Source organism: Allobosea sp. LjRoot9 (assembly GCF_964252745.1).
Taxonomy (GTDB): domain Bacteria; phylum Pseudomonadota; class Alphaproteobacteria; order Rhizobiales; family Beijerinckiaceae; genus Allobosea.
The window spans coordinates 841,594-854,200 of the sequence record NZ_CAXUPC020000002.1 but is presented as its reverse complement, the minus strand read 5'-3'; the positions used below and the strand labels follow the sequence as shown (position 1 = coordinate 854,200).

10 protein-coding genes are annotated in these 12,607 nt (G+C 65.9%); 5 read left to right on the top strand and 5 right to left on the bottom strand.

All coding sequences use genetic code 11. The annotated features are described in order from the left end of the window. Position 1 precedes the first annotated feature (1 nt). From ACSQ3P_RS12625 to ACSQ3P_RS12610, 4 genes are all read left to right on the top strand, one after another. On the top strand, positions 2–703 hold the full coding sequence (locus tag ACSQ3P_RS12625; RefSeq protein ID WP_436165896.1) for an ABC transporter permease: 702 nt from the start codon (positions 2–4) through the stop codon (positions 701–703). Then, positions 700–1,494 (top strand): ATP-binding cassette domain-containing protein, encoded by a 795-nt coding sequence (locus tag ACSQ3P_RS12620; RefSeq protein ID WP_436165895.1) that lies wholly within the window; start codon positions 700–702, stop codon positions 1,492–1,494. The genes ACSQ3P_RS12625 and ACSQ3P_RS12620 overlap by 4 nt, the downstream gene beginning before the upstream one ends. 56 nt (positions 1,495–1,550) lie before the next feature. Beyond that, positions 1,551–2,243, top strand: a complete 693-nt coding sequence (locus tag ACSQ3P_RS12615) for a GntR family transcriptional regulator (protein ID WP_436165894.1) — start codon at positions 1,551–1,553, stop codon at positions 2,241–2,243. A gap of 141 nt (positions 2,244–2,384) precedes the next feature. Beyond that, positions 2,385–3,302: a homocysteine S-methyltransferase family protein gene (locus ACSQ3P_RS12610; RefSeq protein WP_436165893.1), complete on the top strand. Its 918-nt coding sequence runs from the start codon at positions 2,385–2,387 to the stop codon at positions 3,300–3,302. A 20-nt stretch (positions 3,303–3,322) separates the two neighbouring features. On the opposite strand, the gene ACSQ3P_RS12605 is transcribed toward ACSQ3P_RS12610, so the two are convergent. Genes ACSQ3P_RS12605 through ACSQ3P_RS12595 form a run of 3 tightly spaced genes read right to left on the bottom strand, consistent with a single transcriptional unit; the run spans position 3,323 to position 8,597 of the window. Further along, on the bottom strand, positions 3,323–6,412 hold the full coding sequence (locus ACSQ3P_RS12605) for an efflux RND transporter permease subunit (RefSeq protein ID WP_436165892.1): 3,090 nt from the start codon (positions 6,410–6,412) through the stop codon (positions 3,323–3,325). Further along, on the bottom strand, positions 6,409–7,509 hold the full coding sequence (locus ACSQ3P_RS12600; protein ID WP_436165891.1) for an efflux RND transporter periplasmic adaptor subunit: 1,101 nt from the start codon (positions 7,507–7,509) through the stop codon (positions 6,409–6,411). The genes ACSQ3P_RS12605 and ACSQ3P_RS12600 overlap by 4 nt, the downstream gene beginning before the upstream one ends. Then, on the bottom strand, positions 7,506–8,597 hold the full coding sequence (locus ACSQ3P_RS12595; RefSeq protein ID WP_436165890.1) for an efflux RND transporter periplasmic adaptor subunit: 1,092 nt from the start codon (positions 8,595–8,597) through the stop codon (positions 7,506–7,508). The genes ACSQ3P_RS12600 and ACSQ3P_RS12595 overlap by 4 nt, the downstream gene beginning before the upstream one ends. Positions 8,598–8,805: 208 nt before the next feature. Between ACSQ3P_RS12595 and ACSQ3P_RS12590 the strand changes: the two genes are divergently transcribed. Continuing rightward, positions 8,806–9,567, top strand: a complete 762-nt coding sequence (locus ACSQ3P_RS12590) for a TetR/AcrR family transcriptional regulator (RefSeq protein WP_436165889.1) — start codon at positions 8,806–8,808, stop codon at positions 9,565–9,567. 91 nt (positions 9,568–9,658) lie between these two features. Here the strand turns inward: ACSQ3P_RS12590 and ACSQ3P_RS12585 are convergent, their stop codons facing one another. Beyond that, positions 9,659–10,906, bottom strand: a complete 1,248-nt coding sequence (locus tag ACSQ3P_RS12585) for an amidohydrolase family protein (protein ID WP_436165888.1) — start codon at positions 10,904–10,906, stop codon at positions 9,659–9,661. Positions 10,907–10,986: 80 nt separating this feature from the next. Continuing rightward, entirely contained in the window at positions 10,987–12,594 is a 1,608-nt protein-coding gene (locus ACSQ3P_RS12580; RefSeq protein WP_436165887.1) for an ABC transporter substrate-binding protein, read from the bottom strand. Between the last annotated feature and the right edge of the window lie 13 nt (positions 12,595–12,607).

Below are 12,607 nucleotides of genomic sequence, written 5' to 3'. Positions count from 1 at the left end.
CATGGATCTCGCTTTCATCGCCGAGGTGTTTCCGAAGCTGCTGGCCGGCATGCCGCTGACGCTGAGTCTCGCCGTGCTGTCCCTAGGCGGGGGCGCGGTCCTGGCGCTCATGCTCTCGGGCTTGCGGGCCTCGTCCTGGCTCGGTGCGCAGTTTGCGAATTTCTATGTCTACATCTTTCGCGGCACGCCGCTGCTGATCCAGATCTTCCTGATTTATTATGGGCTCGCCCAGTTTCCGGCGCTGCGGCATTCGCTGCTCTGGCCGCTCCTGCGCGAGCCTTATGTCTGCGCCGTCCTGGCGCTCATGTTGAATGACGCTGCCTACACCTCGGAGATCCTGCGCGGCGGCCTGCGCGCCGTGTCGAGCGGGGCGATCGAGGCCGCCAAGGTCGCCGGCATGTCGCGCCCGACCATGCTGCGCCGCATCGTGCTGCCGCTGGCCTTCCGCCAGGCGCTGCCGGCCTATGGGGCGGAGGTGACCAGCATGGTCAAGGCGACCTCGCTCGCCAGCGTCGTGACCTTGATGGAGGTGACGGGTATCGCCCGGGCCGAGGTCTCGCAGACCTATCGCGCGATCGAGGTCTTCCTGTGCGCGGCGGTGATCTATCTCGTGCTCGTCACCGTGATCACGCGCCTCGTCCATTGGCTGGAAGACCGGCTTTCGACCCATCGCAGCCCTGCCCTCGACCGGAGCCCGGCATGAATCCGACAACGGTCCGAACCCCGACAACGGTCCGACTGGCCAATATCCATAAGAGCTTCGGCAGGCAGGAGGTGCTGCGCGGCATCGACCTCGTGGCTCGCGATGGCGATGTCATCTCGATCATCGGCTCCAGCGGCTCGGGCAAGAGCACCTTGCTGCGCTGCATCCCGTTCCTCGAGATTCCCGATCAGGGCGAGGTCACGGTCGGAGACGAGACGATCGTCCTGACCGGCGCGGCGCACCGGTTTTCGCGTGCGGAGCGGCAGAAGGTTCGCCGTTTGCGCGGGCAGATCGGCTTCGTGTTCCAGAGCTTCAATCTCTGGCCGCATATGACCGCGCTGCAGAATGTCATGGAGGTGCCGCTGCATGTGCAAGGCAGGCCCCGCGCCGAATGCCGCGAGGAGGCCGAGGCCATGCTCGCCAAGGTCGGTCTGGCGGATAAGCGCGATGCCTGGCCGGCGCATCTCTCCGGCGGCCAGCAGCAGCGCGTGGCGATCGCCCGGGCGCTGGCGAGCCGGCCCCGCGCCCTGTTGTTCGACGAGCCCACCTCGGCGCTCGATCCCGAATTGGTGGGCGAGGTCCTGCGCGTCATCCGCGCCTTGGCCGAGGAGGGGCGCACCATGCTGATCGTGACGCATGAGATGGCCTTCGCGCGCGAGGTCTCCAGCCACGCCATTTATCTGCATGAAGGCCGCATCGAGGAGGCGGGTCCGCCGCAGCAGGTCTTCCTCGATCCGGTTTCCGAGCGCTGTCGCCGTTTCGTCCGGGGCCAGGCCGGTCCTGTCGATTGAACGGCAGGTCCTGTCGATTGAACTGCAGGCCCTGTCGATTGAACTGAAGGTACGCCGTGTCGTCCGATCCCCATCTCTCACTGCCCATCGAGCGGCTGAGTCTGGCCGACATCGCCACGCTGCGCCTCCAAGAGGACATCGTGCGTGGCCGGCTCGCTCCCGGCGAGACGCTGACCGAGGTCGCGCTCTCGAACAGACTCGGCGTCGGCCGGGGGACGATCCGCACGGCGCTGTTCACTCTGGAGGGCAATGAGCTCGTCGTCCGCGCGCCATATTCCAATTGGCGGGTGGCGCCGCTGAACGCGCAGGTCATATGGGAGATCTATACGCTGCGCGAGGCGCTGGAGGGCCTGGCCGCGCGCATCCTAGCGGAGCGCTCGACAGAAGCCGCGGCGCAGCGGCTGCGGCAAGCCTTCTCAAGGCTCGGGCCTGCGGAAGCGGAGCCGCTGGATCAGCGCGTGGCTGCGGATCTCGATCTGCACCGCGCCATTGTCGAGCTGACCGGGCACCAGCATCTGATCCACCGGTATTCTGCCCTGTCTGCCAAGATGGAGTGGCTCTATCGCTGGTCGGAGGAGCACTGGCCGCAACGCTATCCCCTGGAGGAAAGCCATCGCCCCTTGGTCGAAGCCCTTCTGAGCGGCTCGCCGCACCAGGCCGAAGCGGCGGTGCGGCAGCATATTGCCATCAGCCTCGCGGAGGACATCAAGGGATATGCCGCGCTCGAAGCCAGGCGCTCCGCGCGTTGAAATCCCCTAGATCACGTCGCATACGGACAGTTCCGTCCGAATGCGAAAAACGTGATCGATTCTCAAAGTTTAGAGCATTGCTCTTGCGAAAAACCGGTACCCACTTTTTCGCGCAATGCTCTATCGGATCGGAAGAGTGAGATGACGACGAGCGTTGGCGTGACCGTGCTGGATGGCGGCATGGGGCGGGAGCTGGAGCGCATGGGCGCGCCGTTCCGCCAGCCTGAATGGTCGGCGCTGGCCTTGATGGAGGCACCCGACACGGTGCTCGCGGCGCATCGCTCATTCATCGTCAGCGGGGCGGAGATCGTCACCACCAACAGCTATGCGCTGGTGCCGTTCCATATCGGCGAGGAGCGCTTCGCACGCGATGGCGCGCGGCTGGCGGCGCTCGCCGGCAAACTGGCGCGGCAGGCGGCCGATGAGGAGGCCGAACGGACGGGGCGCGTCGTGCGCATCGCGGGCTCGCTGCCGCCCTTGTTCGGCTCCTATCAGCCGGAGCTGTTCGACGCTGCGCGCGCGCCGGCGATGCTCGACCTTCTGGTGCAGGCCCTGCTGCCCCATGTCGATCTCTTCCTGGCCGAGACCCAGAGCTGCATCGCGGAGGCCCTGGCGGCTTGCGCCGCGGTCGCCTCGACCGGGAGGCCGATCTGGGTTTCGTTCACGCTGCAGGATGATGAGATCAACCGGACCGAGGCCCGGCTGCGCTCGGGCGAAGCCGTGGCCGACGCGATTGCCGCGGTTCGGCAGGCGGGCGCGGAAGCGGTGCTGTTCAACTGCAGCCGGCCGGAGGTGATGGGCCCCGCTGTCGACATCGCCGCGCAAGTACTGGGCAACAGCGACATCGCGATCGGCGTCTATGCGAACGCCTTCCCGGAGAAGACCGGCGAGGCGGCAGCCAATGAGGGCATCTCCGCGTTGCGCGAGGATGTCGCTCCGCAACGCTATCTCGGCTGGGCCCAGGACTGGCGCCGGCGCGGCGCCAGGATCATCGGGGGCTGCTGCGGGATCGGCCCGGACTATATCTGCGCCATTCACAAGGGATTGAAGGCGGAGTGAGGCGGCCGGGATGACCGCGCTCAGCCGATGGCCGCTTGGTGGCCCGTCTCCGTCGACGCTTCGGGCTCGGTGCTTGGCTCCTTCAGCCGGAACCAGGCGACATAGAGCGCCGGCAGGAACAGCAGCGTCAGCACCGTTCCGACGATGATACCGCCCATCATGGCGTAAGCCATCGGCCCCCAGAAGACCTCGCGCGCGATCGGGATCAGCGCGAGGCTGGCGGCTGCCGCAGTGAGCAGGATCGGCCGCATCCGGTGCTCGGTCGCCTCGACCACGGCGGTCCAGCCATCCCGGCCCTCCTCCCGCAGATGCTCGATCTGGACGACGAGAATGACCGAGTTGCGGATCAGGATGCCGATCAGCGCCAGCACGCCCAGAATGGCGACGAAGCCGAGCGGTGCGCCGCTGGGCACCAGCGCCGAGACCACGCCGATCAAGCCCAGCGGCGCCACCACGACGACCAGGAACAATCGCTGGAAGCTCTGCAGCTGGATCATCAGGATCGTGGCCATGGCGAAGAGCATGACGGGCACGATGGCGACGATCGGTCCCTGGCCCTTGGCGCTTTCCTCGACGGCGCCGCCGGTGACGATCTTGTAGCCGGCCGGCAGCGTCGTGATGATCTCGCGCAGGCTCGGTTCGAGCGCCTTGACCACGGTCGCCGGCTGCAACGCGGTGACGACGTTGGCCTTGACCGTCACCGTCGGCAGGCGGTCGCGCCGCCAGACCACGGGCTGCTCCGATTCGTAGCGGAAATTGGCGATCGCCGCGAGCGGGACCGTTTTGCCGGCACTGCTCTGGACCTGCAGGTTCTGCAGCGTGTCGATCGAGGAACGCTCGGCGTCGCGCGCTCGGCCCATGACATTGATCAGGTAGATGCTGTCGCGCACCTGTGTCGTGGTCGCGCCGCTGACGACGCCGTTCAGCGCGGTCGCGATCGTTTCCGAGGTGATGCCGAGCTGGGCCGCTTTGTCCTGCAGCACATCGACCTTGACGACACGGCCGGGCTCGTTCCAGTCATAGACGACGTCGCCGAGATCCTTGCTCGGCCCGATCGTGCTGGCGACCTTCTGCGCCAGAGCGCGCACGGTCTGGATGTCGGGTCCGCTGACCCGATACTGGATCGGGCGCCCGACCGGGGGGCCGATGTCGAGCAGATGGACGAAGGCGTCGGTGCCGACGAAATCGCGGGCCAGAATGGCCTTCAGCTTGGGGCGCAGGCGATCGCGCGCGGCGATGTCCTTCGTCACGATGACGATCTGTCCGAAGTTCGGGCTCGCCGGCTGGACGTCGTAGGACAGCACGAAGCGCACCGCGCCCTGGCCGACATAGGACGACCAATGCTCGATATCGGGCTCGCCGACGAGGGCCTGCTTTTCGAAACGATCCATCTGGTCGCGCGTCTGCGTGATCGAGGCGTTTTGTGGGACGGTCCAGTCGATGATCAGTTCACGCCGGTCGGAGGACGGAAAGAACTGTTCCTGGACGAAGCGCATGCCGCCGACCGAGAGGGCAAACAGCGCCACCGTCGCTGCAATCGTCAGCCATTTCCAGCGCACGCAGGCGCGCAGCAGCTGGTTGAAGGCGCGGGTTAGCCGCCCGGGTCCCTCGTGATGCTGCTTCATCGTCTTGGGCAGCAGCGTGACGCCGAGCAGCGGCGCAAACAGCACCGCGACCACCCAGGAGACGAGCAGCGACACGGCGATGACGACGAAGAGCGTGAAGGTGAACTCGCCCGCGGCACTGCCGTTGAGACCGACCGGGATGAAGCTCGCCACCGTCACCAGCGTGCCGGTGAGCATCGGAAAGGCCGTCGAAGTGTAGACATAGGTCGCGGCCTTCTGGAGCGTGTCGCCGACCTCGAGCCGCGCCACCATCATCTCGACCGCGATCATGGCGTCGTCGACGAGCAAGCCGAGCGCGATGATGAGCGCGCCGAGCGAGATGCGCTGCAGTGAGATGCCGGTGAGCTCCATGAAGACGAAGGTGATGGCGAGCACGAGCGGGATCGTCAGCGCCACCACGAAGCCGGCCCGCACGCCCAGGCTGATGAAACTGACGATGAGCACGATCGCGACCGCCTCGGCCAGTGCCTTGGTGAAGCCGCCGACGGCCTCCTCCACGATCGCGGGTTGGTCCGAGACCAGATGCACGCCGACGCCGATCGGCAGCTCCGCCTCGATCTTGGCCATCTCGGCCTTCAGCGCCTCGCCGAAATGGAGCAGGTTGGCGTTGGGCTTCATGCCGATGGCAAGGCCGATCGCGGGTTGCCCGCCGACGCGGAACAGGGATGTCGGCGGATCGACATAGCCGCGGCTGATGGTGGCGACGTCGCCAAGCCGAAAGAAGCGGTCGTTGATGCGCAGATTGATCGCCCGCAGGCTGTCTTCGGAGGCGAACTGGCCGCCGACGCGTACGCTGATGCGCTCGCCCTTGGCCTCGATCGTGCCGGAAGGCGAGATCGCGTTCTGCGCCCTCAGCGTGTCAACGACCATTTGCTGCGTGATGCCCAGCGCCGCGATCTCGCGCGTCGAGAATTCGAGGTAGATGACCTCGTCCTGCGCGCCGACGAGGTCGACCTTGCCGACATTGGGAACCGTCAGGACCTTGGCGCGGACATCCTCGACATAGTCGCGCAATTGCCGCTGGCTCAGCCCGTCCGAGGTGAAGGCGTAGACATTGCCATAAACGTCGCCGAAATTGTCGTTGAACAAGGGTCCGACGATGCCGTCGGGAAACTGCCCTTTGATGTCCCCGATCATGTTGCGGATCTTGACCCAGATCGCGGGGATGTCCTTGGCCTTGGTCGTGTCCTTGAGGTTGACGAAGATCGTCGTCTGCCCCGGCATGTTGAGGCTCTTGGCGTAATCGAAGCTGTCGAGCTCCTCGAGCTTCTTCTCGATCCGGTCGGTGACCTGGCTGATCGTGTCCTCGACGGTGGCGCCCGGCCAGCGCGCCTGGATGATCATCGTCTTGATGGTGAAGTCAGGGTCCTCGGCCCGGCCGAGGTTGAAATAAGAGAACAGGCCCATGACCGAAGCCACGATCATGAAGTACCAAATGAGCGAGCGGTGCTGCAGCGCCCAGTCGGAGAGGTTGAAGCTCTTCACCGGGTAGTCCTCTCATCGGTCTTGTCGGCCTGGATTTTGACGGCCTGCCCCTCGGACAGGCTGTTGACGCCGGCGACGACGAGGCGTGCGCCGGCCTCCAACCCGCCGCCGATCCGGGCGCTACGTCCATTGCGCTCCGCGACCTGGACCGGCACCGTCTTCACAGTCTTCGCGGCGGTATCGACAATCCAGACACGGGTTGCGCCGCCGCGCTCGAGCAGGGCCGAGAGCGGCACGTCGATCGTCGATGCCGTTGCCTCCAACGGCGTCGCCGTCACCGTCGCGCCAAGCCGGAACGCCTCGCTGGCCTGTTCGAGCGTGATCTTGATCCGCCGGGTCCGGGTCGCGGCGTCGGCCTGCGGCGCGATTTCGCGGACTTTTCCATTGGCCTTGACCAGCGGGTCGGCCTGGAGATGAACCTCGAACGGCGCGCCCGCCGCCAGGAGCTGCGCGCGGTCGTCGGGAAGATCGACCACGGCCTCGCGAATATCCGTCCGGGCGAGCGAAACCACGCGCTTGCCGGCGGCGACCATCTGCCCGACCTCGGCATCGGTCGTGGTCACCACGCCGTCGATATCGGCGCTGAGCGTGGTGTAGCCGAGCTGCTCGCGCGCCTTTGCCAGATTGGCCTCGGCCTGTTGCACCGCTGCGGCGGCTGCTTCCTTGGCCTGCTGCGCGGTGTCGAAGTCCGCCTGGTTCGAGATCTGCCGCCCGAGCAGGATCGAGATCCGGTTTTCGGCGGCGGTGGCGTTCGCAAGCTGCGCGCGCGCCTTGACCAGATCGGCCTCGGTGGCGCGGAGCGCCAGGGCGAGGATGAAGGGGTCGAGCTGAGCCAGGCTCTGCCCGGCCTTGACGAGATCGCCGACATTGACGTTGCGCGCGACCAAGCGCCCGAGCACACGAAAGCCCAGCTCCGTCTGATATTGCGGCTGGATCGTGCCGGCGAAGCCGATCGTCTTGTCGCTATTGGGCTTCACGACGATCGACAGCACGGGGCGCGCAGGCGGTGCCGCTTTCGTGTTCGAGTTCTTCTCGGAATTGCAGCCCGCGAGCGCCAGGGCGGCTCCCACGGCGGCGAATGTGGCGATGTGTTTCATCCTGCATTCCCCGCCTTGGCCGGCAGGAGCGCCGTCGGTTGCTGCGCGGTGGGCGCGACGATCTGGCCCGGCCTGAGAAGCTGCGCCCCGCCGGTGACCACGACATCGCCGGCGCTCAATCCGCTGCGGATCAGCACTTCGCCGGTCCGATAGATGTCGATGACGACGGGCTTGAGCGAGACGGCGCGGCTTTTCGGATCGACCACCCAGACTGCCGCCTTGCCTCCTTGCGTGAAGAAAGCCGTCCATGGCAGCGCGAAGACATCCCGGGGCTGGAAATGGCCGACCCCGGAGACGGCGGCGCCGAGCGTCATCTCCGGCGGCGGCTGATCGATGCCGATCTTGACCCTGACCGACCCGGTCGTCGGGTCGACGACGGGCGCGACCTCGCGCACCGTGCCAGTGACCTTGATGGCGGGATTCGAGATCAAGGCGATCTCGACATTGCCGTCGGCCGGCTTCTGCACGAGGAGCGCCTCATAGACGTCGAAAACCGCATCGCGCGCGCCGTCCCGGGCGACGGTGAATATGGCCTGCGCCGCCTCGACGACTTGCCCGACCTCGGCATTGCGCGCGGTGATGATGCCGGGTGCTTCGGCGCGCAGGGCCGTGTAGGAGAGCTGGTCCTGCGCGGTGGCGAGATTGGCCTTTGCGCTGTCGAGCGAGGCTTGCGCTGCCCGATAGGCTTCGTTGGCATTGTCGTAGCTGCGTTGCGTCGTATAGCCGTTGGCGAGCAGCGATTTCTGTCGCTCGAAGGTGGCGCTCGCCTGGCGCAACGTCGCCTCGGCGGCTTGCACGCTCGCTGTCGCCGAATCCGTGTCGGCCTTCTGCTCGGTGGTCTCGAGCGTGGCGAGAACCTGGCCGGCCACGACGCGGTCCCCGATATCGACGCTGCGCGTCGCGATGCGGCCGGCGAAGCGGAAGGACAGATCGCTTTGGATGCGGGCCTTGATCTCGCCCGTGAGCGAAACGGTCTGGGCGCGCGGTGTGGGCTTGGCCGTCTGCGTCAGCACCGCCAATGGCGGTTGCGCATCAGCCGGCGCGGAATCCTTGCAGCCGGCGAGAGCCAGCAGCGCAAGGACGCCCAAACCCGGCCCGACGCCGCGCCGCGGTCGCCCTAGAGCATTGCGCGAAAAAGTGGGTACCGGTTTTTCGCTGGAGCAATGCTCTAAACTTTTAGAATCGATCACGTTTTTCGCACTCGGACGGTTCCGTCCGAATGCGACGTGATCGAGCCTGTCTTGTCGAGACTGTGCCATCGAATACCTGCTAAACTAAACGGTTCAGTTTATTTCGTTGACGGATGCCCTGCGTCCTGTCAGGAGTCAAGAGGAAACTAAACGGTACAGTTCAAAAAAGGGGGGCGAAAACGGCATGACGCCAGGAACCCGCAACAGCAACCCGCCGGAAGGTGGCATGAAAAGCGTTGAGGCGCGACCTGATCGCCGCAGCCGGAAGGTCGAGCAGATCCTGGTCGCGGCGTGCGATCTGTTCCTTGAACACGGCTTCGACGCCGTCACCATGGACATGGTCACGCGAGTCTCCGGCGTCTCCAAGGCGACGCTCTATGTTCATTTCGCCAATAAGGAAGCCTTGTTCGAGGCTGTGCTGACCGATGAAGCCAAGCGCGTCACCGACACGATCTGGCTCTCGGATACCGAGGTTGGCGACGTCGCGACGGCGCTCCGCCGTGTCGCCCGGAACTTCATCGACATCTTCATGGCCTCGCGCTGCGTGCAGCTGTGGCGCGCCGCTATCGGGGCGGTCCCGCGTTTTCCGGGGATCGGCCGCGTCGTGTTCGAGGCCGGGCCAGTGGTCCTGACAGAACGGCTCGCGCGCTTTTTCACCCTGGCGGATGAAAAGGCTCTCCTCGATGTCCCCAATCCAAGCCTGGCTGCCCGGCAATTCCTGAGCATCGTCCGGGGAGATCTCGATGTCAGAGGGATGCTGTCCCTGGAACTGCCCCCGAAGGCCGAAATCGAGGAGCAGATCGAGGAGGGGATCGCGCTCTTTCTGGCGCGCTATGAGCGCCGCGACGGCATGAGCCGACGCTCGTAACGCTAGTGCGCCCGTGGCCGCCCTAAATCGGCCGGGCGTTCAACGGGCCGGATCGGTCCGGCTCGCATACATGTGGACAGGCGAGGCGTTCTCAGGCCACGACGCGGTCCGGGCGCCGTTTCGGCTGACCGCCCCGCATGACGAAGCGGACATCGCGCAGCACCCCGAGATCGTCGAGCGGGTTGCCGCGGACGACGATTGCATCGGCGGCGAGGCCCGGCGTCAGCCTGCCGACATGATCGTCGATGCCGATAACCGTCGCGGCCAGGCCCGTGCCGGCAATGATCGCCTCCATGGCGCTCATGCCGCCCTGATGCATCAACGCCAGCTCCAGCGGCAGATCGTCGATCGCCGTGAAGCGCCAGCCCGCATCGGTGCCGGCGACGAATGTCACGCCCGCCTCGCGCAGCTTGCGGAACTGGTCGAGATTGGCGGCGAAGGTTTTGCGCCACCGCGCCAGGAAGGCCTCCTCGGTCGGTGTGCGCTCCTCCCTGGCGAGCATCGCCCTGAGCACGGCTCCGCCGACCGCCAGCGTGCTGGTCACGGGAATGCCCGAGCGCGCGAGGCGCTCGGCCACGGCCGGGTCGTAGGACTGGTTGCCCTTGCCGTCCGTGATGAACCCGGCATGTTCGATCTGGTCGAAGCCGGCTGCGACGACATCGTCGATTGAGGCCGCACACAGACAATGCGCCGTGATCTTGCGGTCGCTGCGATGCGCCTCGTCGACCATGACCGCCAGCTCCCTGGGCGTGAAGGACGGTTTCCAGGATTGCGTGTTCAGCGTTCCGCCGCCGCTCGCCATCACCTTGATGAAATCCGCCCCCAGTTTCGCCATCTCGCGGACCTTGCGGCGCAGGCCGTCCTCGCCATCCGCCTCGCCGCCGAAATACCAGGTATGGCCACCGGTGATGGTGATGGGCTGGCCGCAGGCGAGCACGCGCGCGCCTTCGCCATGGCCGAGCTCCAGCGCCCGGCGCAGATGGATCGCCGTGCTGTTGAGTGCGCCGACATCGCGGACCGTCGTGATGCCTGCCGCGAGCGCCTTGCCGACGGCGAAGGTCGAGGTCGCCATCAGCACGCCCTCGGGCTCGCGCATCGCTACTTCGAGCGTGGTGCCGTCACCTGGCAGGTTGAGATGGACATGCGTGTCGATCAGCCCGGGCAGGATCGTGCAGCCGGGGAAATCGAGGATCTCGGCATTCTCCGTCGAGAACCCGTCCGGGATCCGGCCGGCATGGATAGCCACGACCTTGCCCTGCTCGACCACGAGCACGGCGTGCTGGACAGGCGCCGAGCCGGTTCCATCGATGAGCCTGTCGGCCCGAATGAGCGTCGTCACTGGCGAACTCCTGTCTCGTCATGTCGGGTCATCCGGGCGCGATCGGGTCGTTCGCGCCCGGATTCTGAGTTTCCGGGCGCTCAGTCGGCCAGCGAGGCCGCACCGAGATATTCGAAGCCGCCGCCCGTATAGGTCACGCCGGTCAGCTTCCTCGTCGTCATCACCAGGTCGATGTTCTGGCGGATCGGTAGCATGACGGCCTGGTCCATCAGGATCTTCTGGACCTCATGATAGATCGTCAGGCGCTTGGCGGGATCGCGCTCCTGCTGCCCGTCCTTGAACAGGGCGGTCAGCTTGGGGTCGGAGAAATGGCTCCAGTTGAAGTACTGGCCAGGCGTGAACCAGGTTTGCAGCGCATCGGGATCGACGCCGATATATTGCAGCGGCGTCAGCGACATATCGCCGTTGATATTGGCCGCGAGCCAGGCCGGCGAGGCGAGCTGCTGGACATTCACCTCCATGCCGATCTTCTGCAGATAGCCCTGCATGGCCTGGGCGAGCAGCGGATAGGAGGTCGAGGTCGAGATCGCGGTCACGGTCAGCGTCAGGCGCTTCCCGCCCTTCTCCCAGAACCCGTTCACCTTGGTCCAGCCGCCCTCCTTGAGCACGGCCTCGGCCTTGGCCGGATCGTAGGAATAGACGCTTTCGAGCGAGGCATCGTAGCCGATCATGCTGGGCTGCAGCGGCGTCAGGCTCGGCGGGAAGGCACCGGCCTCGGCGAGCTGGATCACGCCCTTCTTGTCGATCGCGTAGTGGATCGCCTTGCGGACGGCGAGATCGTCGGTTGGGAACCTGCTTGCATTGATCGGCGCGAAGATGCCGAGCCCCGTGATCGGAACCGGGATCGCCGTGTACCTGTCCATCTTCTGAAAGGCGTTCCAGTAGACGCCGGGCGTCTGCTGCATCATCTGCGACTGGCCGCTCTGGAACTGGCTGACGCGCGCCTGCGGGTTCGGCACGATCTGGAACAGCACCTGCGCGATATCGGGCGGGCCCTTATGGCCGAGCACCGAGGGGCCCCAGTTGTAATCCTCGTTGCGCTTGAGGATCAGGCTCTGATTGGGCTCGTAGCTGACGAAGGAGAACGGGCCGGTCCCGGTCGGGTGCAAGCCGAGATCCTTGCCGTATTCGGCCATCGCCTTGGGCGACTGCATGCCGAGATAGGGCACGCCGAGCTGTCCCAGGAAGGGCGCATAGGGCGTCTCGCAGCTGAACTCGACGGTGTATTTCGCGGTTGCGGTCGCCGTCTTGCAGGGGCCGAGCAGGCCAATCGAGACCTTGGACTGGGTGCTCTTGTCGGTGATGTATTTGATGTTCGCGACGACGGCCTCGGCATCGAAGGGCGTGCCGTCATGGAATTTGACGTCCTCGCGCAGCGTGAAGCTGTAGGTCTTGCCGTCCTCCGAGATCGTCCATTTGCTCGCCAGATGCGGCACGATCTTGAAATCGGGCGTCAGCCAGATCAGCGTGTCGAAGATGTTGGCCAGGAGCGGGCCGACATTGCGCGCGCCGGTCGTGGCCGGGTTGAGCGTGTCGATCGGCTCGGCCCAGCCGACCGTGAGCTTGGCCTGCTTGTTCGGGGCGGCCGGTTGCGCCTGGAGCTCGCCGACACTGAGGGCAAGGCTGCCGGCGGCAAGGAGGGTCGCGAGCGCCGTCTTCATCCTGGTGTTGCGCTGTCGTTCACTCATCTCGTCTCTCCCA